This is a genomic window from Pseudomonas sp. SHLD1, from assembly GCF_028640935.1.
Classification (GTDB): Bacteria; Pseudomonadota; Gammaproteobacteria; order Pseudomonadales; family Pseudomonadaceae; genus Chryseomonas; species Chryseomonas aestiva.
In genome coordinates this window covers 22,837-46,340 of the sequence record NZ_JAQZAD010000033.1, presented here as the reverse complement: position 1 = coordinate 46,340, position 23,504 = coordinate 22,837, and the positions used below count along the sequence as shown (strand labels likewise).

Below are 23,504 nucleotides of genomic sequence, written 5' to 3'. Positions count from 1 at the left end.
ATCAAGGACATCGAAGGCACCGCCCTGCCGCTGACCGATCGCCTGCTGCAACTGCGCCAGGCCGGTGATCTGGAAGGCGCCCGGGTGTTCCTGCTGGAGCGCGTCTCGCCGGCCTATGTCGAGTGGCTCAAGCGCATCAATGCGCTCATCGATCACGAGGAAGCCATCGCCAGCGGCCATCTGGCCGAGGTCCGCGGCATCGCCGGAGGCTTCCGCTGGCTGATGCTGGTGACCTGCGCCCTCGCCCTGCTGCTGAGCGTGACCGTCTCCATCCTGATCATCCGCCAGATGGGCGCGACCCTGGGCGGCGAACCCCACGCCGTGGCCGCCGCCATCCGCCGCCTGGCCGAGGGCCGGCTGGACGAACGCCCCGCCACCCGTCATCCGGACAGCGTGATGGGCACCCTGGGCAGCGCCACCGCGCACCTGGGCGAGACCATCGTCCAGGTACGCCATACCGCCAGCTCGGTCGCGGCGGCAGCAGCCCAGCTGCAAGGTACCGCCCAGACCAACCAGCGCCACACCGATGTGCAGTCCAACCAGGCCCAGCACATGGCGGCGGCCGTCACCGAACTGGCCGCCACCATTGGCGAGGTCGCCGGTTACGCGGCCCAGGCCGCCCAGGCCACCGGCAATGCCAGTGCCCAGGTGGACACCGGCAACCGGCTGGTCGCCAGCTCCGGCCAGGCCATCGGTCAGCTGGTACAGGCCCTGGAGCAGGCCAGCGTCACCGTGCAGCAGGTCTCCAGCGACAGCGCCAGCATCGAGAACATCGTCGCCGTCATCAACGGCATCGCCGAGCAGACCAACCTGCTGGCGCTGAATGCCGCCATCGAGGCCGCCCGCGCCGGAGAGCAGGGCCGCGGTTTCGCCGTGGTGGCCGATGAGGTCCGCAACCTGGCGACCCGTACCCAGGAATCGACCCGCGAGATCCGCGGCATGATCGCCACCCTGCAGGAAGGCGCTGGACGCGCCGCGGCGCAGATGGAAGAGAGTCGCGGCCAGGCCCACGAGACCGCCGAGCTGACCCAGCGCGCCGTCGCGGCCCTGGCAGCCATCCAGGCGGACGTCGGCTCGGTGAACGCCATGAATGCGCAGATCGCCACCGCCGCGGCGCAACAGACCGCCGTGGCCGAAGAGGTCAACGAAAACATCAATCGCATCCACGCGGCCACCCTGGAAACCGCCAGTGGGTCGCAGCAGATCGCCGGGGCCAGTCGTCAGCTGGCGGAGCTGGCCGAAGACCTGGAACGACGCATGAGCCTGTTCCGCACCACCCGTGCCTGAACATCCGGCAACGCTCGCGGGCTGAACCTAGACGCGAGCGCAACGGTCAGCAGTCAGACACCTTTTCCGCGCAGGAGTCTGGACATGCAGCTATCCCTCAACGGCCAGGTCGCCCTGGTCACCGGCGGCAGCTCCGGGATCGGCGCCGCCGTCGCCGAAGCCCTGGGCAAGGCCGGTGCCGCCGTCGCCATCAACTACCATTCCCACGCCGAACCTGCCGAAGAACTGGCCAGGCGCATCCAGGACGCCGGAGGCCGCGCCATCGCCGTGGGCGGTGACGTCGGCGACGAGGACGCGGTCAAGGCCCTGTTCGAGCGTACCCTGGAAGCCTTCGGCCGACTGGACATCCTGGTCGCCAACTCCGGTCTGCAAAAGGACGCGGCGGTGGCCGACATGTCGCTCAAGGACTGGAACACGGTGATCAACACCAACCTCACCGGCCAGTTTCTCTGCGCCCAGGCGGCGATCCGCCAGTTCCGCAAGCAGGGCCGCGACGAGAACATCTCGCGCGCCCTGGGCAAGATCATCCACATGAGCTCGGTGCACGAGGTCATTCCCTGGGCCGGGCACGTCAACTACGCCGCGTCCAAGGGTGGGGTCAATCTGCTGATGCGCAGCCTGGCCCAGGAGGTCGCCGCCGAAGGCATCCGTGTCAACAGCATCGCCCCGGGCGCCATCGCTACCGCCATCAACGAAGAGGTGACCGGTGACGAGGCCAAGGCCCGCGAATTGCTCAGGCTGATCCCCTACAAGCGCGTCGGCCATGTCGACGACGTGGGCAACGCGGCGGTCTTTCTCGCCAGCGACCTGGCCGACTACATCGTCGGCACCACCCTGTTCGTCGACGGCGGCATGTGCCTCTATCCGGGATTCGAAGACAATGGCTGATTCCTCCTCCGTGCACGCCCGCCGCAGTATCGGCGCCCACGGTGTCATCGGCGACCTGCGCACCTGCGCCCTGGTCGCCACCGACGGCACCATCGATCACTTCTGCTGGCCGAACCTGGACAGCCCCTCGGTGTTCGCCGCCCTGCTCGATTCGGAAAAGGCCGGCTACTTCAGCCTGGCCCCGGTCTGGGAAGACGCCCGCGAGCAGCAGCTCTACCTGCCGGACACCAACATCCTGCAGACCCGCTGGCTGTCGGCGGAAGGGGTCGCCGAGGTCACCGACCTGATGCCGGTGTGCAGCAGCGAGGACACCCAGCCACGTATCGTCCGCCGCGTGCAGGTGGTGGCCGGCCGCTGCCGCTTCCGCCTGGTCTGCGCGCCGGCCCACGACTACGCCCGGGCCGAGACCCGCGCCCGCCTGGTGGACGGCGGCGCCCTGTTCGAGGCCGCTGGCCAGCCGACCCTGCGCCTGGCGTCAAGCGTCACCCTGCGGGTGGACGGCAACGCGGCATCGGCCGAGTTCGAACTGGAACAGGGTGAGCAACTGGATTTCGTCTTTGGCTGCAAGGAAGACGACAAGGTCGTCGCCGGCCAGAGCGATCTCTGCTTCGAGGACACCCTCTCCTACTGGACCTCCTGGGCCGCCAAGAGTCATTACCAGGGGCGCTGGCGCGAGATGGTCACCCGCTCGGCCCTGGCGCTGAAGCTGCTGACCTCCTGCAAGCACGGCTCCATCGCCGCGGCCGCCACCTTCAGCCTGCCGGAAGCCCTGGGCGGCGAGCGCAACTGGGACTATCGCGCCTCCTGGATCCGCGACGCCTCCTTTACCGTCTACGCCTTCATGCGCCTGGGCTACACCCAGGAAGCCAAGGATTTCACCCACTGGGTGGGCCAGTGCGTGGAAAACAGCCACAACGCCCCGGAAAAGCTGCAGATCATGTATCGCCTGGACGGCGGCCTGGACCTGCCCGAGGAAACCCTCGACCACCTTGCAGGCTATGCGAACTCCAGTCCGGTGCGCATCGGCAACGAGGCCTACAAGCAGGTCCAGCTGGACATCTACGGCGAGCTGATGGACGCCATCTACCTGTCCAACAAGTATGGCGAAGCCATCTCCCACCATGGCTGGAAGGACGTGGTGCGGATGATCGACCACGTCTGCGAGCACTGGAACCAGCCCGATGCCGGCATCTGGGAGATGCGCGGCGATCCCGAGCACTTCCTGCACTCACGGCTGATGTGCTGGGTGGCCATCGACCGTGCCATGCGGCTGTCGGTCAAGCGCTCGCTGCCGATGCCCTATGAACGCTGGTACGCCGCTCGTGCCGCCATCCAGGAAGACATCTGGGACAACTTCTGGAACGCCGAGCTGGGTCACTTCACCTCGACCCGCCACGGCAAGAGCCTGGACGCCGCCCTGCTGCTGATGCCGCTGGTGCGCTTCGTCAGCGCCACCGACCCCATGTGGCTATCCACGCTCGACGCCATCAAGGCCAACCTGGCCTACGACGGCATGATCCGCCGCTACAACCCGGTCGACACCCCGGCGGACAACCTCAAGGGTGAAGAAGGCGCCTTTGTCGCCTGCTCCTTCTGGTACGTCGAATGCCTGGCCCGCGCCGGTCGCGTCGACGAAGCCCACCTGGAGTTCGAAAAGCTGCTGGGCTACGCCAACCCCTTGGGCCTCTATGCCGAGGAACTGGACAAGCGCGGCTATCCCCTCGGCAACCTGCCCCAGGCCCTGTCGCACCTGGCTCTGATCAGCACCGCCTTCTTCCTGGATCGCAAGCTGAGCGGCAAGGACCCGCAGTGGCAGCCGTAGGGCGAACCGATGCGGCCATGGCGGTCCTCGATGCGGCCGCCCCTGCGGGGGCCAGCCCGATAGCTGATCGCGATCTTGCTGGAGCTGATGAAGCTGGCACAGCCCCTTTGCCCTCTGGGAGAGGGTTGGGTGAGGGCACAGCGCGGTACGTAGCTACCAGTGGAAAAGGCTGCGCTGTTTTCCACGCTACGGTGCCACCCGTGACGAGACGCGCCAGTGAGCGTGACGTTGGATTACGGACTTGCCGGAAGGAATGGAGTCGAGCCCTGCTCGTAGAGCCCCCTCTCCCCTTGGGTGAGGGTTGGGGTGAGGGACCGCAGCCGCAAGGTCACCATTGAGTCATTCAGGGTTTACACCGAGCAGTCTGCATGGCTGCAATCGCGGCCATGGGCCGCTCCTACACGGCAACCTAGACCAGTGATGGCGACGCCGCCGGGCAGCAAGCCCTTCACGCCACCCGACTCTGCCCCAGCACCTCGTTGACGCAATTGGCCATGTCGTCGATATGCCAGGGCTTGGGCATGAAGCGGGTGCGGCCGGCACCGCGGGGGACTGTCAGGCGATCGCCGGAGGTGAGAATCACCGGGATGTGCGGCCAGCGCTGAGCGACCAATTGGGCCAGGGCCTCGCCATCCAGGCGTCCCGGCATGCGTACGTCGGTGAAGAGCACGTCGATGCAGGCACCGTTCTGTTCCAGATAGCTCAGCGCCGCATCGGCGGTCGACACGGCCACCACCTGGAGGTCCACCAGAGATTCCAGGGCCTCGGTGGCCAATTCCCGCAGCAAGGGTTCGTCCTCTACCAGAAGCAGTAGTGGACGATAGGAGCCGTAGGGAGAAGATGCCTGAGTCATACCCAACAGACTTTGCCAAGAGGTCACGGTTCTGACCATTCGGCCCCGGCTCGACCAAAGTCGACCATCGGCATAAGCAAGCCCTCTAAGCGGCAACTTTCAACGCCTCGCTGACTCGAAGCGTTCACCTCGGGGGCCTCCTGTGGTATTCTTTTTTAATCGAACGATCAATTAAAAAAGCATTCTTCCCTTTGGCAGTTCGCAAGGAGTCCTCATGAGTGCGACGCCCTCATCCGGCACCGTAAAGCTGAATCCCCCCGCCTTCTATTGCGCGGCCGCAGTGATCCTGCTGTTTTCCGTGGTGGTCATCGGCCGTCCCGAGCAGGCCGGCGCCTGGCTGCTGCAGGCCCAGACCTGGGCCGCCAATACGGTCGGCTGGTACTACCTGCTGGCCATGTCGCTCTATCTGGTGTTCGTGGTGGTCACCGCGCTGTCCGGCTACGGCAAGATCAAGCTCGGTGCCGACCACGACCAACCCGAGTTCAGCTATCTGTCCTGGGCCGGCATGCTGTTCGCCGCGGGCATCAGCATCACCCTGTTCTTCTTCTGCGTATCCGAACCCCTGACCCACTTCGCCCAGCCGCCGGCCGGCGAAGGCGGCAATCCGGCGGCCGCGCGCCAGGCCATGCAGATCCTCTTCCTGCACTGGGGCCTGCACGGCTGGGGCGTGTTCGCCCTGGTGGCCATGGCCCTGGCCTATTTCGCCTATCGCCACAACCTGCCGCTGGCGCTGCGTTCGGCGCTCTATCCGCTGATCGGCAAGCGCATCAACGGACCTATCGGCCACGCCGTGGACGCCTTCGGCATCATCGCCACCATCTTCGGCCTCGGCGCCGACCTGGGCTTCGGGGTGCTGCACCTCAATGCCGGTCTCGACTACCTGTTCGGCATCAGCCACAGCCACTGGGTGCAACTGATCCTCATCGTGCTGATGATGGGCGCGGCGATCGCCGTGGCCGTCTCCGGCGTCGACAAGGGCGTGCGCATCATGTCCGACATCAACATGGTGCTGGCCGTCGCCCTGCTGCTGTTCGTGCTGTTCGCCGGTCCGACCCAGCACCTGCTCAACACCCTGATCCAGAACATCGGCGACTATCTCGCCGCGTTGCCGGGCAAGAGCTTCGATCTCTATGCCTATGACGAGCCGTCCGACTGGCTGGGCGGCTGGACGGTGTTCTACTGGGCCTGGTGGATCGCCTGGGCTCCCTTCGTCGGGCTGTTCATCGCGCGCATCTCGCGCGGTCGCACCATCCGCGAATTCGTCTTCGGCGTGCTGTTCATCCCGCTGGGCTTCACCCTGGCCTGGCTGTCGATCTTCGGCAACAGCGCCCTGGAGCTGGTCCTCGGCCAGGGCATGACCGGACTGGCGCAGACCGCGCTCACCGATCCGGCCATGGTCTTCTATCAGGTGCTGGAAACCTATCCGGCCAGCCGCGTGGTGATCAGCGTCGCCGTGCTGGTGAGCTTCGTGTTCTTCGTCACCTCGGCCGATTCCGGCACCGTGGTGCTCTCGACCCTGTCGTCCACCGGCGGCGAGGCCGACGAAGACGGGCCCAAGTGGTTGCGGGTGTTCTGGGGCGCGGCAGTGGCGCTGGTCACGGGCGGCCTGCTGTTCGCCGGCAGCATGGACGCACTCAAATCCGCGGTGGTGCTGACGTCGCTCCCCTTCTCGGTGGTGGTGCTGCTGATGATGTGGGGCCTGCACAAGGCGCTGCACCTGGAATCCCAGCGCCAGCGGGCGCGGCTGCACTCGCTCGCGCCGGTGGCGACCAACGGCAAGGCCCGCCATGGCGGCTGGCGCCAGCGACTGTCCCAGGCGGTGTACTTCCCCTCGCGGGACGAGGTCTATCGCTTCATGGACAGTACCGTGCGCCCGGCCATGGAAGAGATGGTCGAGGTCTCGCGGGAGAAGGGCCTGGTGGTGGAGACCCAGTTCGACGCCACCAATGCCAACCTGCAACTCATCATCGGCCATGGCGAGGAGCATCCCTTCATCTACCAGGTGATCATGCAGGGCTACTTCACGCCCTCCTTCGCCCGCGCCGGCATCGGCGGCCTGCACCTGAAGAACCGCCGCTACTACCGCGCCGAGGTGCACCTCACCGAAGGCAGCCAGGACTACGACCTGGTGGGCTACAACCGCGAGCAGATCCTCAACGACATGCTCGACCAGTACGAACGCCATTTGCAGTTCCTGCACCTGGTGCGCTAGCCAACGGTTTTTTCAGCGACTGAAAGGCCATTGAAAGCGGCAAAGGCCGTATAATCGTCTCCAGGGTCGGCCCCGTGCCGGCCCCGGGGTCGGTACGCCGCGCCGGTCCCCCGCCGTCCGGAGACCGCCTTGCCCACCCTGCCTGCCACCTCGCCCTATCCACCCCTGCTGCAATGGCTGGCCCTGATCCTCTGTTCCGCCCTGGTCGGAGGCGGACTCAGCTGGCTGCAGGTACCCGCGGCACTTTTTCTCGGCCCCATGCTGGTGGCCATCGCCTTTGGCGTCTGCGGTGCCTCCATCCGCCTGCCACGGCGGCTGTTCCAGACCGGCCAGGGCGTGGTGGGCTGCCTGATCGCCCACGCCATGACCGCCGCGGTGCTGCTCACGGTCGCCGAGCACTGGCCGGTGATGCTGCTGGCCACCGCCCTGACCGTGCTGCTCAGCCTGCTCACCGGCGCCCTGCTGGTGCGCTTCGGTGGCCTGCCCGGCAGTACCGCCGCCTGGGGCACCACGCCTGGCGCTGCGGCCGCCATGGTGGCCATGGCCGAGGAATACGGCGCCGATCCACGCATCGTCGCCACCATGCAATATGTCCGGGTGGTCTGCGTGGTGCTGATCAGTGCGCTGGTGGGCCGGTTGCTGGGCGCCGAAGGCAGCGGCACCGGACATCAGGCGACGGTGGTCAGCCTGGACGGCCACTTCGCCTTCAACCTGGCGCTGACCCTGGCGGTGGCCCTCGCCGGCAGTTGGCTGGGCGGCCGGCTGTTTCCTGCCGGTGCCCTGCTGCTGCCGATCGCCCTGGGCACGCTGCTGCAACTCAACGGCTGGCTGGACATCACCCTGCCCCATCTGCTGCTCGCGGCGGCCTACGGCGCCATGGGCTGCTATGTCGGCCTGAGGTTCGACCGGGCCACGGTCGCCTATGTCTGGCGCGCCCTGCCCAAGATGATCTTCGCCTCGCTGCTGCTGATCGCGCTCTGTGCCCTCTCGGCGCTGCTGATGGCGAAGCTGATGCACGTGGACTTTCTTACCGCCTACCTGGCGACCAGTCCGGGCGGACTGGATTCCATGGCCATCATCGCGGTGGATGCCCATGCCGATGTCGGCCTGGTGCTGGCCATGCAGGCGTTGCGCCTGATCGGCGTGGTGCTGACCGGGCCGCTACTGGCCCGGCAACTGGTCAAGCTGGCCCCCACCTAGCACGGGCTGAGGGCCGGGCCGTCAGGCCGAGCGGCGGCGCTCGACCTGGGCGGTGATGTTGTAGCCCTCGGCGGCATGGCCACGCACCACGACCCGGGCGTCCGGATAGAACCCCTTGAGACGCTGCTCGAAGAGAAAGTAGATTTCCGCACCGACCCGGATCTCCGCGGGATCGGTCAGGGTCAGGGAAAAGTTGCGCACGGGATCGGCGGCATGCTGCGGCTCGTTCTCCTCGATGCGCTGCATGGCGTCTTCGACGATCTGTTCGGCGATCTGCGACATCTTTGACCTCCCGGTCGGGCAGTTGGCTGGGCGCCATCCCATGGACAGCTATATCGCTAGTGACCACGGCTGGGCCACGAGGATTCGTACGCTCTGCAAGATTCCGACGAAACTGTAGACTTGTCTGACTTTTATCCCCGTGTAGTGGCCTGAATCGCCCGGCTCGCGGTCTCCTGCACACCGAGGACGAGGAAGCTCTCCCGCCATGGTCGACGCCGACGATACTCCCCTCCCGCCGCGCAACCCGGCCACCCAGCGCCGGGCGCTATGGCTGCTGGTCTGTGCCGTCGCGGTGATCCTGGCGCTGGAGTCCTGGCAGGTATGGCGCAACTACCAGAACGCCTTCGCCAGCGCGCGCAGCGACGTCGGCAACATCGCCCTGGCGGCGGCGCAGCATGCCGACGACGCCATCAAGGAAGCGGATTCGCTGCTGGTCAGCATCCGCGACCGCCTGGAGGATCAACCCCTCGATCAACTGGACCGCTCCCGCGTGCATCGCCTGCTGGCGCGCCAGGCCGCCCTCCTGCCGCAACTGCACGGGCTGTTCATCTACGGTCGCGAGGGCGAATGGCGGGTGACCGACAAGAGCAGCGAGCCACCCCGGGCCAACAATGCCGATCGCGAGTATTTCCAGTTTCACCGCCAGCACGCCGCCGACGTGCTGCACGTCGGCACGGTGATCGAGAGTCGCAGCACCCACGAGTTGATCATCCCGATATCACGCCGGCTGGAGGACCGCGACGGTCGCTTCGCCGGTGTCCTGCTGGCCACCATCCGCCTGCAGTACTTCGTCGACTACTACGAGCGCTTCAAACTGGACGCCCGCGGCGCCATTACCCTGGCGCAGGACGATGGCACGCTGATGGTCCGCCGGCCCTATGTGCCCGAGCACGTCGGCACCCCGCTGGCCAGCAGCGCGCTGTTTCGCCAGTATGTGACCCAGGCCCCCAGCGGTACCGCCCTGGTGCGCGCCATGCTCGACGGCCGTGAACGCCTCTATGCCTTCCAGCATCTGGAAGGCTATCCGCTGGTGGCGCTGGCTGGTATCTCCCGGAGCGACATCCTCGCCAGCTGGCGCCAGGACATGCTGAGGTCGGTGACGGTGGTCGGCCTCATCATCGCCGGCATGCTGGTCTTCGGCTTCAGCCTGCTGCGCGAGATCCGCGCCGGCGAACGCAGCGCCGTGGCCCTGCGCCAGGCCCATGACGAGCTGCACCTGCTGACGCTCAAGGACAGCCTGACCGGGCTGGGCAATCGTCGGCAGTTCGACAACCTGCTGCCGGTGGAGCTGGCCCGGGCGCAACGCAATGCCCAGTCGCTCAGCCTGCTGATGATCGACATCGATCACTTCAAGGCCTACAACGACCACTATGGCCATCCCGCGGGCGATCGCTGCCTGCAAGCGGTGGCCGGCGTGGTGGCCTCGGCGGCGCGCCGCCCGGGCGACCTGGCGGCGCGCTACGGTGGCGAAGAGATGGTCCTGCTGCTGCCCAACTGCGACGAAAGCGGCGCCCAGCGCGTGGCCGCCACGGTCCAGGAGCGCCTGCAGGCGCTGGAGGTGGCCCATGCCACCAGTCCCTTCGGCCGCATCACCGTCAGTCTCGGCATCGCCGTCCAGCCGCCCGGCCAGAGCCCGCCGCCCCAGCCCGCCGACCTGCTGGCCAGCGCCGATGCCGCGCTCTACCGCGCCAAGCACCTGGGCCGCAATCGCACCCATCCGCTGCTGGAAGATCAGGCGCCCTAGGCGTGGCCCGGGCACCCTGCGGACGGGCCTAGCCGCAGATCATGCCACCGCGGTAGTGCACCCGGTCCTTGCCGGCGCGCTTGGCCTGATAGAGCTCGCCATCGGCCTGCTTGAGCAGCTCCGAGGGCTGATAGCCCGGGGCGAGGCGCGCCACCCCGGCGCTGAAGGAAAAGCAGCTGCCGGTGCAGGTGTTGCTGCGGATATCGTCCAGCAGCGCCTGCAGTCGCTGCGCCAGCTGGCGCTCGTCCTCGGACTGCAGTAGCACGCCGAATTCCTCGCCACCCAGGCGCCCGAAGCGTCCACCCGGGAAATGCCTGCCCAGGGTAACGGCCATCTCCTTGAGCACCTGGTCCCCCACGTCGTGGCCGAAGCGGTCATTGATCCGCTTGAAGTCGTCGATGTCGAGCATGACGAAATACCAGGACGGCGATCCTTCTCGGCAGACCTGCTCCATGTCCAGCATCAGTGCGCGTCGGTTGCTGATCCCGGTGAGGGCATCGGTTTCCGCCTGCAGTCGATAGCGTTCCTTGAGCTCCAGGGTGCTGGCGACGATGCGTACGAAGGTGGCATTGAGCAGCAGCCCCAGTGCCAGGCTGGCCCCCAGCATGACCACGAACAGCGGCAGGGCCGCCGCGGTGATGGTGTCCAGTTCGCCATAGAACAGCAGCAACCAGACCGCCGCGGCGGCGATGCCGTAGTCGAGCACATGGGAAAACAGAATGGTCGAGCCGAGGATGATGACGATGGCCATGGGAATCATCCAGGCATGGCCGGCCTCGCCCATGCTGAGGATCTGGAACCGAAAGGCCAGGGCCTCGAACAGCACGAACACCAGGGCGAACAGCCGCCAGACGGCGAAACGCCGGGCGGTGGTCATGGCCAGGCAGGAGCCGATCATGCCGGCAAAGGCCAGCCAGCCCCAGGCCGGTACCCCGGCGGTCAGGAAAGGGTTGACCAGCACGCTGATCAACCAGCCCAGGATGCCGGTGCTCTGCGCCAGCACATTGGGCAACTGCAGCATCTGGCGAATGTGAGTCTGATAAGTCATTGCACAACTCGAACGCCAAATTTAGTGGCCAACTGATATCACTGGATGCTATCTCATTCGTGGCCCGTCGTCGGCGGAAAGCGGACTCGAGCAAGACAATAGACGTCTGGTCATCGCTTCGCCCATCACTGGACCGCATAGGACCACGGCCGCGCACGGATCGAGCCAACGGACGGCGGCGAAATGACGCCACCGGTCAGCTCGTCCTGCAACCCGCGGCGCCCGGCCCGCTAAGCTCTTCGCTGCGAATTCTCGGCTAGGCTTGGCAGTGCCCAGGCCGTCGTTCATGCTTTCAACGACTTATCAGCTCCCACCTTCGGTATAGAACAAACCAGGCGCCATCATGGAAATCGATGCTCTGTTCGATCACCTGCATACCCTTCCCAGCATTCCCAAGGTGGCTCAGGAGCTGATCCAGCAGTTCGACGATCCCGACAGCAGCATCGAAGACGTCGCCCGCAACCTGGCGCTGGATCCGGTGCTCTCGGCCAAGGTCCTGCGCCTGGCCAACTCGGTGCGTTTTCGCGGCGTGCGACCGTCCACCAGCATCGAAGGCGCCGCCATCCGCCTGGGCTTCGACGCCCTGCGCACCCTGGTGCTGGCCTCGGCGGTGACCGCGGCCTTCCGCCACAACCCCAGCTTCGATCCGCGGGATTTCTGGCAGCACAGCTTCGATGTGGCCAGCATCTGCCGCGTCCTCGCCCGCCAGGCCGGTGCCGATCCCGAGACCGCCTTCACCTGCGGCATGCTGCACAGCATCGGCGAGTTGCTGATCAGGACCGCGGCGCCCGACATCGCCGTGCGCATCGACGCCGAGCAGCGCGCCCCGGTGCCCGCCGACCAGGCCATCGGCTTCGGCTATCCGGAGGTGGGTGCCGAGCTGGCCCGCCGCTGGCAGCTGCCGGTGGTGATCCAGCATGCCATCGCCTACCAGCTGCATCCCCAGGATGCGCCCGAGGATTCCGCTGCGGCGCGCATGGTCGCCCAGGCGCGCCTGATTTCCTTTGTCCTGCGGCGTCACGGCGGCATCAACGACCACGCCAAGGCGGCGCTGGCCAATCCGCTGCTGGAAGGCGTGGATCTGGAGCTTCTGCTAGGTGAACTGCCCGAGGTGATTGAGGCGGACAAGGCCTTTGGCACCCTGATCAACTGACCGGCCGTCTCCTGCACAGGCAGCGCCACCGCCTGCATCACAAATCTGCCAGCCGGTCGTGGCAAAAGTCGAACGGGTACCTCAAGAATCGGTCAAAGCGTTATAGCTGACAGGAGTGATTGCGATGGCCGAGCCGCTGAAGTTCACGGATGCGAACACCATTATCAAGGGCGCTTTTCAACCGATGCTGTGCGCCATGACCGCCCAGGATCAGGCGACCTTCAACGTCGAGGTCTATGCGCCCAACGGCACGGCGCTCCTGCAACGCCGCATCGCCCGGGTCGATCTGCTGGACAACTCCCTGCTGGAAGCCTTCATCTGCGACAGTCGCGCCCGTATCGAGCGGGCCACCCATGAGCGACTCGACTGGCAGGTCCGCTACACCCGCGCCTGCTGAGGCTTTTCCGCCGTCACAGGCTGCGATCAAAAAAAGGCGCCTCGAGAGGCGCCTTTTGCTTGACCATCAATCGTTGAGCACGCGTTTCTGCTGGCTGCCCTGGGCCTTGGTGGCAGGCGTCTTGTCGGCCTTCTTCTGGGTGGACGGGGCGGCGGTGGAGGTGTCGTCCGCACTGTCTCTGTTGCTGGTGTTGGAGCTGCCCGGCGCACCGATGCCGTTGCCGGTCACCCCGGCGTCGTTGTTGCTGTTGGCAGCCAGGCTGGGACCGGCCACCAGGGCCAGGGCAGCGCTCAGGGCAAGGATCAGCGGGGTCTTACGCATCTTGGTGTCCTCCGGCCGCGAAAGGAAGGGTGTCGCGGGCTGCACCCTGGCTGATTAGGCCAAAGGCCGGGCCAAGCGTTCCCACCTTCCTATAGACTAACGGCCATCTCGCCGTACCCCGACAGGTGCGGCCGTCGCGTTCAGGAGTTGCCGTGAAGCACCGTTACCTCATCGTCGATCGCACCGCGCTCGATACCCCCGCGCTGTTCGACTATCTGGCGGAGGCGCCGCAGCACCGGGTCATCGTTTCCGGCGGCACCGCCGAGCAACTGTTCGCGGCGGAGCTCTGGCCGCGCCTGCGCGAACGCCTGGCACCCCATGCCGAGCGCTTCTTCTTCGCCGATTCCAGCGGGCCGCTGCTGCAGGCCGAGTTGGAGGGCCGCAAGCCCGGTCTGCTGGACCGCGAACTGACCCTGGCCTTCAAGCAGGCGGTGACCGCTGACGCCGAGGATGATCGCGTCCTGGTCCGCATTCGCCGCGAATTGCTCGATACCGACGACGATTACCAGGCCAACCGCCGAATCTTCCTCAACAGCCTGCTCGGCCAGATGCGCCGGGCCCTGCCGGCGGGTGCGGTGACCGCCGGCAACTGGCAGGACGCCGTCCGCCAGGCCATCGCCGCCGCCCAGCAGGGCCTGGCCAAGGGTTTCGCGCCGGGATTGGCCGATGCGCCCTTCAAGATCTTTCTCAAGGCCTATCCGCTGGCAGCACGCTATGTCACCCAGCTCGCCGTGCTGCTGATCACCGCCGGGCGCCAGGACAACGACGTCCTCATCGACCGCTTCGTCGCCCAGGATCCGGCGCTGGTCGCCACCCTGTTCGACGGTCTGCTGACCGAGGACGACGACCAGCGGCAGGCCTATACCGCCCTCAAGCGCACCCTGGATGCCCTGGGGACCGGCGGCCAGGCGCTGCATTGAAGGGCTAGAGGCGCTCCAGCAGCGCTGGCAGGATTGCCCCGGCTGCGCCCAGCAGCTGCCAGTCATCGTTGAAATCCGCCGCCAGCCGCGGATCGACGCGCACCACCGTGGCGCCCTGCTGGCGCGCCACCCCTGGCAGACTGGCTGCCGGCTGCACCAGCCCCGAGGTGCCGACAACCAGGCAGAGGTCACAACGCTCGGCCAGGGTCCAGGCGCTGGCCAGGGCCTCTTCCGGTAGCGCCTCGCCGAACCAGACCACACCAGGCCGGGCCAGACCGCCACAGAAGGCACAACGTGGTGGCGCCACCCGCTGATCCTCGGCTTCCGGTAACGCCGGCGCGGCCAAGGGCCGCGCACACGCGAAGCAGCGCGGCGCGTGCAGGCTGCCGTGCAGGTGGATGACCGCGCGACTGCCCGCGCGCTCGTGCAGGTCGTCGACATTCTGGGTAACCAGGCGCAACCGCCCATGCCTCCGGCCCCACTCCGCCAGGGCCAGGTGCGCGGGATTGGGCTGGGCCGCCAGTGCCTGGGCACGGCGCCACTCGTACCAGCTCCAGACCCGGACCGGGTCCTCGACGAAGGCTTCGGCCGTAGCCAGTTGCGCCGGATCGAAGCGCGCCCAGAGCCCGGTCAGGGCCTCGCGAAAGGTGGCGATGCCGCTTTCCGCCGACACTCCGGCACCGGTCAGGACCAGCACCTCGTCGGCCTGGCGCAGGCGTTCGAGCAGCACTGGCGGCAACGCGGCGAGACCGTCGCGGCAGTCGATGGGATTGGGCATGGATGCGTTGGCTCCTGACATCTGCGGCAAAACAACAGGGGCTTGCGGACCGCGAAAAAGACCGAAAGTGTGACCCTACTCGACGGATGGTGAGTCCACTCATCGTTTTCCGGGGAACTGAGGTTCACCCTTTTCGCCACAGGCCGATAATCCGGGAGTCCGCGTCCGATGTCGCTCCTACCCTAACGGTATGTGAATGAAGAAGTCCGTCGTTTCCAAATATCCGCGCCTGCTCGTCGCCGGCGCCCTGGCCCTCGTCACCGTCCTCAGCCTGGCCAGCTGGCTGTGGCTCACGCCCGGCACGCCGGCGCCTACCGCCACCGCCATGCTCGCCAGCGTGCAGCAGGCTCCCGAACACTGGACCCAACAGCCACGTGATCTCTCCGTGCTGCTGGGCGATCTGCGCGCCAAGGCCATCACCGGCGCCGTGATCGGTGATCACACCCTCTACATAGACACCCGTCGCGGCGAGCACTACGCCGTGGCCGACAATGGCGGGCGCATCGCCGATCGCCTGCTGGCCGACTACGCCACCCAGGCCGAACCGCTGTTCCCGGTGGCCACCTGGAGCGAATCCGGGCAGCGTCATCCCTGGCTCGACGCCCTGCTGATCAACCTGCCGGGCTACCTGCTCCTGCTGTTGCTGGCCATCCCCCTGGCCCTGAGATTCGCCAGCCCCTTCAAGCTGCATCGCAAGGGCACCGGCATCTCCTTCAAGGACGTGGTCGGCGCCGCCGAAGCCAAGCGGGCGCTGGAAGACGTCACCACCTGCCTGCGCAATCCCAAGGCCTTCGCCGCCCTGGGTGCCCGTCCGCCCAAGGGCGTGCTGCTGACCGGCGAGCCCGGCACCGGCAAGACCCAGCTGGCCAAGGCCCTGGCCACCGAGTGCAACGCCCACTTCATCCAGGTGACCGGCAGTGACTTCTCCTCGATGTTCTTCGGGGTCGGCATCCAGAAGGTCAAGTCGCTGTTCCGCACCGCGCGCAAGAAGGCGCCCTGCATCATCTTCATCGACGAGATCGACGGCATCGGGCGCCGCGCCGAGCAGTCGCGCTCCAGCGACGCCGAGGCCAACCGCATCATCAACCAGTTCCTCGCCGAGCTGGACGGCTTCGACGGCACCAGCGGCGTGCTGGTGCTGGGCGCCACCAACTTCGCCGACTCCCTGGATCCGGCGCTGCGCCGAGAAGGTCGCTTCGACCGCACCATCGCCGTGCCGCTGCCGAGTCTGGAAGACCGCCGTGCGCTGTTCGAACTCTATGCCGGCAAGCTGCCCTGCGAAGGCGAGCTGGATCTGGCCGCCCTCTCCCGCGGCACCGTAGGTCTGACCCCGGCGGCCATCGCCTACATCAGCAACCACGCCGCCCTGCTGGCCGCTCGCGAGAACGCCAGCGCCGTGACCATGGCGCACTTCGTCGAGGCCATCGAGACCTGCCGCATCGGCGAGCAACCGGTCGGCGTCACCCCGCTGGGTTCGGCCGAGCGTACCCGCATCGCCGTGCACGAAGCCGGTCATGCCCTGGTCGCCGCGGTGCTCAACGTCGGTCGGGTGGAAAAGGTCACCCTGCTGCCGCGTGGCCAAGCCCTGGGCGTGACCCTGATCACCCCCACCGAAGACAAGCGACTGCACCTGAAATCGGAACTCGAAGGCCGCATCCAGATGCTGCTGGCCGGTCGTTGCGCCGAGCAGCTGTACTTCAACGAGGTCTCCTCGGGTGCCGCCCAGGATCTGCAGGAAGCCTCCAAGCTGGCGCTGTCCATGGTCGCCTCCCTGGGCATGGGTCCGAGCGGTTCGCTGCTCAGCCTGCAGGCCCTGCGCGACGCCGGCATCGACTTCGACGCCGCGCCCAGCATCGCCGCCGCCGATCAGCTGCTGCACAGCCTGGATCACCGCTGCCTGGCGCTGATCACCGAGCTCAAGCCGGCGCTGGACGACATCACCGACCAGCTGCTGCGCGACGAGACCATCCCCGGCAGCGCGGTGGCCGAGGCCATCGCCCGCGCCAGCGGCCTGGAAGCCTGCGGCGCCCTCAATCGCGCCCTGGCCTTCGTGCCGGAGCGTTCGGCTGATTCGCGCGCGGGTGACAGCGAGCCGAGCATCGCGGCGGCCTTCAAGGGCGAGTGATGTTGGCGACGCCTTGAAAGAAAAAGCCCCGGTCCGCCGGGGCTTTTTCATGTCCGCGCCGGCAGGGATGCTCAGAGGATGTTGGCGTAATCCGCCTCGATCCGATCCAGACTCAGGTGGTTGAGGAAGTTGGAGAAGCACATCCAGGCCGCCAGGGCGTTGAGGTCCTGGAATTGCGCCGGCAGGTACTTGGGCGGTACCACCACGCCCTCGTCCACCAGCTGGCGCAGGATGCGCATGTCTTCCAGGGTGGTCTTGCCGCAGAACAGCAGTGGGATCTGCTCCAGCTTGCCCTTGCGCACCGCCAGCTGGATGTAGTTGTAGATCAGGATGAAGCCCTTGAGATAGGACAGGTCCTTGGTGAAGGGCAGCCCCGTCGGCGTCGAGCCGCGAAACACCCGGCTGGCGTTCTGGTAGCCCGACTCCAGGTCGTAGCCCTGCTCCTGGAAGAAGCGGAACACCTCGAGGAAATCGGCGCCGTCCTCGGCCAGGTGGATGGCACGGGTGCGATTGGTCAGCTTGCGCAGCCGGGTCGGATAGGAGGCGAAGGCGATCACCTCCATGAGGATCGCCAGGCCTTCCTGGGTCACGGTGGACGACGGCGGGCCCTTGGCGAGGAAGGTGCAGATCGGCTGGTTCTGGCCATTGAGGGTGGTGCCGACGTGCACCAGGCCCTCGTGGACCTCCAGCGCACGGACGTCGCGCTCGTTGAACAAAGCGTCGGCGCGCACCTTGATGTAGTCGGCGCCGGCCGCGGCATCGGCGACGATGCCATCGGATTCGAACACCCGGATGGTGCCCTCCGTCTCACCGAACACCCGATTGAGGCGCGCCTGCAGGATGGGTACGGCGTCCTTGGCGGTGAGGGTCTTGGGTTCGTCCTCCAGGGCGCCGCGATGGGCGATGTTGTCCAGGTAGCTGGACATCATCATGCCCAGGTCGGCCAGGGTCGGATCGCCGGCATGGAAGGCGTCCGAGGCGGCGCCATAGAGTTCCTGGGAGATCAGGCCGAAATCCGGGGTGCCGCGCGCCTGCAGCATGCGGATCACCATGCGGTACTCGCGGCACATGCGCCTCATGATCTGGCCGACCGGATTGAACTGGCCGAGCTGGCGGGTGACCTCGCGCTCGATGCTCTGGAATTCGCCCTTGAGCGCATCGCCGTCGAAACCCAGCGGGCGCCCCTCGTAGAAGGCACGATCCACCGCCGGCAGGCGCTGGCCCTTGCCCTCCAGGAAGCCCTGGCGCACCCCGTCGTCCCACTTCACCGCATCGAGGATGCGGATCGGCGCCTGGGCCGCGACGATGCGATCGGACAGCTGGCGAATGGTCTGATGATAGGGATCGAGAAAGGGCTGGCGGGCATTCATGACGGCAACCGGGCGACGGGCAAGGCTGCAAGGATGGCCGCTGCCGCGTCTTTTGCCTAGGTTGCGCGACATCAGAGCTGCCGAGTCGCCCTATTTGGCGAACAGCTGGCTCATGTCCTTGAAGGCCTTGAACTCCAGGGCGTTGCCGCAGGGGTCGAAGAGAAACATGGTGGCCTGCTCGCCGACCTGGCCCTGGAAGCGGATATAGGGCTCGATGACGAACCGGGTTTCCCGGGCGCGCAGACGCTCGGCCAGGGCTTCCCATTCGTCCCAGCCCAGCACGATGCCGAAGTGCGGTACCGGCACGTTGTGCCCGTCCACGGCGTTGGTATGGGCCTCGTCCTGGGACGCAGTCTTGGGGTGTTCGTGGATCACCAGCTGATGGCCATAGAAGTCGAAGTCGACCCAGTGGTCGCTGGAGCGGCCTTCGGCGAGGCCGAAGACGTCACCGTAGAAGTGCCGGGCGGCGGCCAGGTCGTAGACGGGGATGGCAAGGTGGAAGGGCGACAAGGCCATGGCGGGACATCCTGTGGAGGGAGAATGCAGCCATTCTCACCCCAGGTTTTCCTGCGTATAAAGCGCATTTTCCTGCCCCCGAGCGACAAAAATTTTGTGGCTCGCTACAGTAGCTCTCTCTGACTTCGGGCCACCACCATGCTTCGCGAACTCAAGACCCTGCTCGCCGTGGCCCGTCATGGCAGCTTTGCCGCGGCCGGGCTGCACGTGGGCCTCACGCCCTCGGCGGTGAGCGCCCAGATCCGCACCCTAGAACAGCACCTGGGCGTGAGTTTGTTCGACCGCAATGGCCGCAGCGCCCTGCTCAATGCCGCCGGTCGTCGCGCCCTGCCATTGGCCGAGGAGATCCTCGCCACCTATGCGCGCATGGCCGGCGCCGGTGACGAGATCCAGGGCGAATTGCGCATTGGCGCCATCGCCAGCGTCCAGACCGGCCTGTTGCCCGGCACCCTGGTACGACTGCGCCAGCAGGCGCCACGCCTGGAGCCACGCCTGGTGCCCGGCGTCTCGCTGGCCCTGCTCAGCCAGGTGGATGCCGGCGATCTGGATCTGGCCATCCTGATCCGCCCGCCCTTCGAGCTGCCCAAGGAGTTGCACGCCACCACCCTGCTGCAGGAACCCTTCGTGCTGATCGCGCCGCCGGGGCTGGCCGGCGACGATCCGCGCCGGCTGCTGGAGACCCAGCCCTTCATCCGCTACGACCGCCACTCCTTTGGCGGACGGCGGGTCAGCGCCTTTCTGCGCGAGCAGCGGCTGGCGGTGCGCCAGGTGCTCGAACTCGACGAACTCGATGCCATCGTCAAGATGGTCGAGCACGGCCTGGGCGTGGCCCTGGTGCCCTGCGCCGGCCTCTGGCTGGAACACTCCCGGGTACGACGGCTGTCCCTCGGTGCCCTCACCTTTCACCGCGAACTGCAGGTCATCACCCGGCACGCCGGACGCGACCTGCCGGCGGTGGCGCTGTTTCGCCACTGCCTGACCGAGGCCGTGTCAGAGCCTGGTTAAAATCTCGCGAGCTAGAGACAAACAAGGCGAAAATGGCTGAGGAAGCGGAGTTTACGAGTGGTAAATGAGCATTCCGAAGCCATTTTCAACACAGTTTGGCCGACGCGCAGCAGATTTTGAACAGGCTCTTAGAACAGGTGCACCAGCAGCCAGTAGAGTGAAGCGGACAGCGCCATGGCCACCGGCAGGGTGAGCACCCAGGCCAGCAGCAGATTGCGCACCGTCGCCCACTGCAGCCCGGAACCGTTGGCGGCCATGGTGCCGGCCACCCCGGACGACAGCACATGGGTGGTGGAAACCGGCAGGCCGAAGGCGTCCGCCGCGCCGATGGTGCCCATGGCCACCAGCTCCGCCGAGGCGCCCTGGGCATAGGTCAGATGGGTCTTGCCGATGCGTTCGCCGACGGTGACGACGATGCGCCGCCAGCCGACCAGGGTCCCCAGCCCCAGGGCGATGGCCACCGCCACCTTGACCCACAGCGGGATGAAGCGGGTGGCCTGGTCGATCTGCCGCTTGAACTCCTTGAGATCCTCCTGCGCCTTGGGCGCCAGCCCCGGCAGGTGCTCCTTTTCCAGCAGGCGGATGGATTCCGAAGCCAGGTACATGGCGTTGCGCACGTTGGGCATGCTCTGCGCCGGCACGTTGTTGAGCGCGCCGTACTGGCGCACCTCGCGGGCGATGTCATCGGTGATGGCCGCCAGCGCGGGTAGCACCTCGGGGTTGCTCTGCCGCTTGCGCACGAATTCCAACAGCACCCCGTGGGGATCGGCCGGTGCCGCCTGGGGCGCCGCCTGGCGCAGGCCGCTGGCGGTGACCTCGGCGACGGCGGCGAAGGCTGGCGTGGCCGTGGCCGGCACAGCTCGGTTGAGCGCATAGGCGGTCGGCAGGGCACCGACCAGGATCAGCATGATCAGCCCCATGCCCTTCTGGCCATCGTTGGAGCCATGGGCGAAGGACACCCCGGTGCAAGTCAGGATCAGCAGGCCGCGGATCCACGGCGGCGGCGGCTCGGCGCTCTTCGGTTCCTGATAGAGCGTCTGGTCGCGCACGATACGCTTGAGCAGCACCAGCAGCAGCGCCGCGCAGACGAAGCCGATCAGCGGCGAGAACAGCAGCGCATAGCCGACCTTGGCCACCTGGCCCCAGTCCACGCCACTGCTGCCATCCAGGCCGCCCAGCCAGGCATGCATCAGCCCGACGCCGATGATGGAGCCGATCAGGGTATGGGAGGAGGACGCCGGCAAGCCCAGCCACCAGGTGCCGAGATTCCAGATGATGGCGGCGATCAGCAGGGCGAAGATCATGGCAAAGCCCTTGCCTGCGCCCATTTCCACTACCAGGTCCACCGGCAGCAGGGCGATGACGCTGAAGGCCACCGCGCCGCTGGAGAACAGTACCCCGAGGAAGTTGCAGAAGCCGGACCAGAGCACCGCCGCATTGGGCGGCAGCGAGTGGGTATAGATGACCGTGGCCACGGCGTTGGCGGTGTCGTGGAAGCCATTGACGAATTCGAAGCCGAGGGCGATCACCAGCGCCAGTGCCAGGCCGGCGAAGGGCAGCCAGGTGGTGGGCGGGGACTGGGCATCGCTGACATCGTTGTGGATACCGCCGAGGGTTACCGCCAGACCGGTCAGCAGCAGCACGATGAACAGCACGATCCGCAGCGGACCGGGCTTGCGCGAACTGTGCAGGGGATGGGACAGCGGCGACAGGGAGGCGACTGGACTGGACGAAGGCATGGGGCAAACTCCGACACGGGATCTGCCTACCCTGCGCCGGCCACATGACGCTTTTACGTCAGCGAGGTAGCCAGACGACGGATGACCGTCGCGGAGCTTTTTCCACGGCGTTGCTGGCCTGCTAGGCTGGGCCTTTGCCCAAGGATCGTGTCGATGCACCCACGCTGGCTGCTCTGCCCTGCCCTGCTGCTGTCCCTCGTCACCGGCGCCCTGGCCGCCGCGGGGCCTTCACCGCGCAGCTGCGCCCAGGAAATCGGGCAGCGGCCGGCCCAGGCCCTGGCCACCACCTGCCGAGCGCTCTCCCCCGCCACGCGACCGCCCTGCAACGCCGCCAACAGCTGCGCGCTGATGCAGGACGAGATCGCCCGCAGCTGCGCGCTGTTCGGCGATGGCGAGGCGGCCAAGGAACCCGGTTGCGGTCCGCTGCCCAGCAGCGCCGAGGCGGCGGCGGCGGTGGTCCAGCGTTACTACCGGGCGCTGGATGCCCGGGACTACGGCACCGCCTGGCAGCTATGGGGCAGCGACGGCCAGCCCGGCAACAGCTACGAGAAATTCCGCCAGGGCTATGCCAGGACTCGCAGCGTCCAGGTGACCCTCGGTCAACCTGGCCCAGTCGAGGGCGCGGCCGGTTCGAGCCATGTCAGCATCCCGGTGACGGTGAAGGCGCGCCTCGCCGACGGGACCCGCCAGACCTTCAGCGGCCGCTATCAGTTACGCCGGGTCAACGATGTCGACGGTGCCTCGGCCGAGCAGCGCCGCTGGCACCTGGACAGTGCGAAGCTGAAAGCCGAGCGCTAGTCCGGCCCGATCTGCCGCAGCTGCGATAGCCGGCTGCGCGTCCGCGACATGTCGGCGATCTCGCTGTCAGCCAGGGTCTCGTCGAGGGGCGCGGTGCTGACCAGGAACAGCGCCAGCCGGCGGTCGTAGAGCACATCCACCAGATTGATGAAGCGCTGGCGGGCGGCGGGGCTGGCGTCGCGCAGCGGCGGTACGGCATCGAGCAGCCAGCGCTGCCAGGTTTCGCTCAGGGTCAGGTAGTCGAGGACCGCGGTGGGGCCTTCGCAGAGATCGGCAAAGCTGAACTGCAGCAGGCCCTCCGCGGCGCTGATGGCGGGCAGGCTGCGATGGCCTACCGGCACCTCGATCCTGGTCTGCGCCAGCGGCGGCAGCCCCAGCGCCTGGCGCTGTTCCGGGCTGCCCGGCCAGAGATAGGCACCGATACCGAAGGGATCGGGCTCGGCAGGACTGGCGCCGCGATAGTCCTGGGGGCCGGCCACCGAGAGGATGTCCATGCGCGTCTCGATCAGCCGGATCGCCGGCAGGAAGCGCTCGTGATAGAGCGGATTGGGCAGCAGTCCCTCCGGCGGATAGTTGGAGGTGGTGATCAGCACCACGCCGCGGCTGAACAGGGCCTTAAACAGCCGGGTGATGAGCATGGCGTCGCCGATGTCATGCACATGGAATTCGTCGAAGCAGAGCAGTCGACAGCCGGCGAGCAGTTCGTCCAGGCTGGCGGCCAAGGCATCGCCACCGGGCGGCTGGCGAAACATCCGCTCGTGCAATTCGCGAAAGAAGGCATGGAAGTGCACCCGGCGCTTCTCGGCGAAAGGCAGCGCGGCGAAGAAACCGTCCAGCAGAAAGCTCTTGCCGCGCCCTACCGGGCCCCAGAGATAGAGGCTGCGCGGCGCCTGGCGCCGGAACAGGCGCGGGCGCAGGAGTTCGTCGGCGAGCTGGGCAAAACGGTCGATGGCGGCCTGTTGCGCTGCATCCAGGGTATAGCCGCGGCCCTGGGCGAGTTCGGCGAAGTGCCCCAGCACCTGCTGGGCGGGCGAAGGAGACATCAT

21 protein-coding genes are annotated in these 23,504 nt (G+C 67.0%); 12 read left to right on the top strand and 9 right to left on the bottom strand.

Translation table 11 applies throughout. From position 1 onward, the window contains the following. The 3 genes from PVZ77_RS23240 to PVZ77_RS23230 form a co-directional block, all read left to right on the top strand. A partial coding sequence (locus PVZ77_RS23240; RefSeq protein ID WP_273829824.1) for a methyl-accepting chemotaxis protein occupies nucleotides 1-1,287 on the top strand: 1,287 nt, incomplete at its 5' end. A gap of 84 nt (nucleotides 1,288-1,371) precedes the next feature. After that, nucleotides 1,372-2,175 (top strand): SDR family oxidoreductase, encoded by an 804-nt coding sequence (locus PVZ77_RS23235; protein WP_187978527.1) that lies wholly within the window; start codon nucleotides 1,372-1,374, stop codon nucleotides 2,173-2,175. Beyond that, nucleotides 2,168-3,997: a glycoside hydrolase family 15 protein gene (locus tag PVZ77_RS23230; protein WP_273809712.1), complete on the top strand. Its 1,830-nt coding sequence runs from the start codon at nucleotides 2,168-2,170 to the stop codon at nucleotides 3,995-3,997. The genes PVZ77_RS23235 and PVZ77_RS23230 overlap by 8 nt, the downstream gene beginning before the upstream one ends. A 448-nt stretch (nucleotides 3,998-4,445) precedes the next feature. On the opposite strand, the gene PVZ77_RS23225 is transcribed toward PVZ77_RS23230, so the two are convergent. After that, the gene (locus tag PVZ77_RS23225) at nucleotides 4,446-4,850 is read right to left on the bottom strand and encodes a response regulator (RefSeq protein ID WP_273809710.1); all 405 of its coding nucleotides are present in this window, start codon (nucleotides 4,848-4,850) and stop codon (nucleotides 4,446-4,448) included. 247 nt (nucleotides 4,851-5,097) lie between these two features. Between PVZ77_RS23225 and betT the strand changes: the two genes are divergently transcribed. Together betT and PVZ77_RS23215 are read left to right on the top strand one after the other, a co-directional pair. After that, a complete protein-coding gene (gene betT, locus PVZ77_RS23220) occupies nucleotides 5,098-7,062 on the top strand; it encodes a choline BCCT transporter BetT (RefSeq protein WP_273809723.1) in 1,965 nt (654 codons plus the stop codon). A 129-nt stretch (nucleotides 7,063-7,191) separates the two neighbouring features. Beyond that, nucleotides 7,192-8,262 (top strand): AbrB family transcriptional regulator, encoded by a 1,071-nt coding sequence (locus PVZ77_RS23215; RefSeq protein WP_405046223.1) that lies wholly within the window; start codon nucleotides 7,192-7,194, stop codon nucleotides 8,260-8,262. Between the two features lie 21 nt (nucleotides 8,263-8,283). On the opposite strand, the gene PVZ77_RS23210 is transcribed toward PVZ77_RS23215, so the two are convergent. Further along, nucleotides 8,284-8,544: a hypothetical protein gene (locus tag PVZ77_RS23210; RefSeq protein ID WP_133862885.1), complete on the bottom strand. Its 261-nt coding sequence runs from the start codon at nucleotides 8,542-8,544 to the stop codon at nucleotides 8,284-8,286. Between the two features lie 205 nt (nucleotides 8,545-8,749). Here PVZ77_RS23210 and PVZ77_RS23205 point away from each other — a divergent pair, with 205 nt between their 5' ends. After that, nucleotides 8,750-10,288 (top strand): GGDEF domain-containing protein, encoded by a 1,539-nt coding sequence (locus tag PVZ77_RS23205; RefSeq protein WP_273809708.1) that lies wholly within the window; start codon nucleotides 8,750-8,752, stop codon nucleotides 10,286-10,288. A 28-nt stretch (nucleotides 10,289-10,316) separates the two neighbouring features. Here PVZ77_RS23205 and PVZ77_RS23200 read toward each other — a convergent pair whose 3' ends face one another. Then, nucleotides 10,317-11,336 (bottom strand): GGDEF domain-containing protein, encoded by a 1,020-nt coding sequence (locus PVZ77_RS23200; protein ID WP_273809706.1) that lies wholly within the window; start codon nucleotides 11,334-11,336, stop codon nucleotides 10,317-10,319. Between the two features lie 340 nt (nucleotides 11,337-11,676). Between PVZ77_RS23200 and PVZ77_RS23195 the strand changes: the two genes are divergently transcribed. Together PVZ77_RS23195 and PVZ77_RS23190 are read left to right on the top strand one after the other, a co-directional pair. After that, nucleotides 11,677-12,489, top strand: coding sequence for an HDOD domain-containing protein (locus PVZ77_RS23195; RefSeq protein WP_273809718.1), 813 nt, complete (start codon nucleotides 11,677-11,679; stop codon nucleotides 12,487-12,489). 124 nt (nucleotides 12,490-12,613) lie between these two features. Further along, nucleotides 12,614-12,886 (top strand): hypothetical protein, encoded by a 273-nt coding sequence (locus PVZ77_RS23190; RefSeq protein ID WP_133862881.1) that lies wholly within the window; start codon nucleotides 12,614-12,616, stop codon nucleotides 12,884-12,886. Between the two features lie 66 nt (nucleotides 12,887-12,952). On the opposite strand, the gene PVZ77_RS23185 is transcribed toward PVZ77_RS23190, so the two are convergent. Beyond that, a complete protein-coding gene (locus tag PVZ77_RS23185; protein WP_273809705.1) occupies nucleotides 12,953-13,207 on the bottom strand; it encodes a hypothetical protein in 255 nt (84 codons plus the stop codon). 152 nt (nucleotides 13,208-13,359) lie between these two features. On the opposite strand from PVZ77_RS23185, the gene PVZ77_RS23180 reads away from it, so the two are divergent. After that, nucleotides 13,360-14,127 (top strand): hypothetical protein, encoded by a 768-nt coding sequence (locus PVZ77_RS23180; protein WP_273809704.1) that lies wholly within the window; start codon nucleotides 13,360-13,362, stop codon nucleotides 14,125-14,127. Nucleotides 14,128-14,131: 4 nt separating this feature from the next. Here the strand turns inward: PVZ77_RS23180 and PVZ77_RS23175 are convergent, their stop codons facing one another. Continuing rightward, complete coding sequence (locus PVZ77_RS23175; RefSeq protein ID WP_273809702.1) at nucleotides 14,132-14,905, bottom strand: SIR2 family NAD-dependent protein deacylase; 774 nt, start codon at nucleotides 14,903-14,905, stop codon at nucleotides 14,132-14,134. Between the two features lie 196 nt (nucleotides 14,906-15,101). On the opposite strand from PVZ77_RS23175, the gene PVZ77_RS23170 reads away from it, so the two are divergent. Beyond that, the gene (locus PVZ77_RS23170) at nucleotides 15,102-17,030 is read left to right on the top strand and encodes an AAA family ATPase (RefSeq protein WP_273809699.1); all 1,929 of its coding nucleotides are present in this window, start codon (nucleotides 15,102-15,104) and stop codon (nucleotides 17,028-17,030) included. 71 nt (nucleotides 17,031-17,101) lie between these two features. On the opposite strand, the gene PVZ77_RS23165 is transcribed toward PVZ77_RS23170, so the two are convergent. Both PVZ77_RS23165 and PVZ77_RS23160 read right to left on the bottom strand, forming a co-directional pair. Next, entirely contained in the window at nucleotides 17,102-18,400 is a 1,299-nt protein-coding gene (locus PVZ77_RS23165; protein WP_273809697.1) for a flavohemoglobin expression-modulating QEGLA motif protein, read from the bottom strand. A 90-nt stretch (nucleotides 18,401-18,490) separates the two neighbouring features. Further along, complete coding sequence (locus tag PVZ77_RS23160; protein ID WP_133862875.1) at nucleotides 18,491-18,916, bottom strand: VOC family protein; 426 nt, start codon at nucleotides 18,914-18,916, stop codon at nucleotides 18,491-18,493. 138 nt (nucleotides 18,917-19,054) lie between these two features. Here PVZ77_RS23160 and PVZ77_RS23155 point away from each other — a divergent pair, with 138 nt between their 5' ends. Then, nucleotides 19,055-19,921, top strand: coding sequence for a LysR family transcriptional regulator (locus PVZ77_RS23155; protein WP_273809693.1), 867 nt, complete (start codon nucleotides 19,055-19,057; stop codon nucleotides 19,919-19,921). 128 nt (nucleotides 19,922-20,049) lie between these two features. Here PVZ77_RS23155 and PVZ77_RS23150 read toward each other — a convergent pair whose 3' ends face one another. Then, nucleotides 20,050-21,660, bottom strand: a complete 1,611-nt coding sequence (locus PVZ77_RS23150; RefSeq protein ID WP_273809691.1) for an inorganic phosphate transporter — start codon at nucleotides 21,658-21,660, stop codon at nucleotides 20,050-20,052. 153 nt (nucleotides 21,661-21,813) lie between these two features. On the opposite strand from PVZ77_RS23150, the gene PVZ77_RS23145 reads away from it, so the two are divergent. Then, nucleotides 21,814-22,458, top strand: a complete 645-nt coding sequence (locus PVZ77_RS23145; protein WP_273809689.1) for a hypothetical protein — start codon at nucleotides 21,814-21,816, stop codon at nucleotides 22,456-22,458. On the opposite strand, the gene zapE is transcribed toward PVZ77_RS23145, so the two are convergent. Further along, nucleotides 22,455-23,504 carry a cell division protein ZapE gene (zapE, locus tag PVZ77_RS23140; RefSeq protein WP_273809687.1) on the bottom strand — a complete coding sequence of 350 codons (1,050 nt, stop codon included), beginning with the start codon at nucleotides 23,502-23,504 and terminating at the stop codon, nucleotides 22,455-22,457. The genes PVZ77_RS23145 and zapE overlap by 4 nt on opposite strands.

What these genes read in the sequence shown, in the direction of transcription:
- PVZ77_RS23235 (WP_187978527.1), top strand. Translation starts at nt 1,372, where the DNA reads ATGCAGCTATCCCTCAACGGCCAGGTCGCCCTGGTCACCGGCGGCAGC.
- PVZ77_RS23230 (WP_273809712.1), top strand. Translation starts at nt 2,168, where the DNA reads ATGGCTGATTCCTCCTCCGTGCACGCCCGCCGCAGTATCGGCGCCCAC.
- PVZ77_RS23225 (WP_273809710.1), bottom strand. Translation starts at nt 4,850, where the DNA reads ATGACTCAGGCATCTTCTCCCTACGGCTCCTATCGTCCACTACTGCTT.
- PVZ77_RS23210 (WP_133862885.1), bottom strand. Translation starts at nt 8,544, where the DNA reads ATGTCGCAGATCGCCGAACAGATCGTCGAAGACGCCATGCAGCGCATC.
- PVZ77_RS23205 (WP_273809708.1), top strand. Translation starts at nt 8,750, where the DNA reads ATGGTCGACGCCGACGATACTCCCCTCCCGCCGCGCAACCCGGCCACC.
- PVZ77_RS23200 (WP_273809706.1), bottom strand. Translation starts at nt 11,336, where the DNA reads ATGACTTATCAGACTCACATTCGCCAGATGCTGCAGTTGCCCAATGTG.
- PVZ77_RS23190 (WP_133862881.1), top strand. Translation starts at nt 12,614, where the DNA reads ATGGCCGAGCCGCTGAAGTTCACGGATGCGAACACCATTATCAAGGGC.
- PVZ77_RS23185 (WP_273809705.1), bottom strand. Translation starts at nt 13,207, where the DNA reads ATGCGTAAGACCCCGCTGATCCTTGCCCTGAGCGCTGCCCTGGCCCTG.
- PVZ77_RS23175 (WP_273809702.1), bottom strand. Translation starts at nt 14,905, where the DNA reads ATGCCCAATCCCATCGACTGCCGCGACGGTCTCGCCGCGTTGCCGCCA.
- PVZ77_RS23170 (WP_273809699.1), top strand. Translation starts at nt 15,102, where the DNA reads ATGAAGAAGTCCGTCGTTTCCAAATATCCGCGCCTGCTCGTCGCCGGC.
- PVZ77_RS23165 (WP_273809697.1), bottom strand. Translation starts at nt 18,400, where the DNA reads ATGAATGCCCGCCAGCCCTTTCTCGATCCCTATCATCAGACCATTCGC.
- PVZ77_RS23160 (WP_133862875.1), bottom strand. Translation starts at nt 18,916, where the DNA reads ATGGCCTTGTCGCCCTTCCACCTTGCCATCCCCGTCTACGACCTGGCC.
- PVZ77_RS23155 (WP_273809693.1), top strand. Translation starts at nt 19,055, where the DNA reads ATGCTTCGCGAACTCAAGACCCTGCTCGCCGTGGCCCGTCATGGCAGC.
- PVZ77_RS23150 (WP_273809691.1), bottom strand. Translation starts at nt 21,660, where the DNA reads ATGCCTTCGTCCAGTCCAGTCGCCTCCCTGTCGCCGCTGTCCCATCCC.
- PVZ77_RS23145 (WP_273809689.1), top strand. Translation starts at nt 21,814, where the DNA reads ATGCACCCACGCTGGCTGCTCTGCCCTGCCCTGCTGCTGTCCCTCGTC.
- zapE (WP_273809687.1), bottom strand. Translation starts at nt 23,504, where the DNA reads ATGATGTCTCCTTCGCCCGCCCAGCAGGTGCTGGGGCACTTCGCCGAA.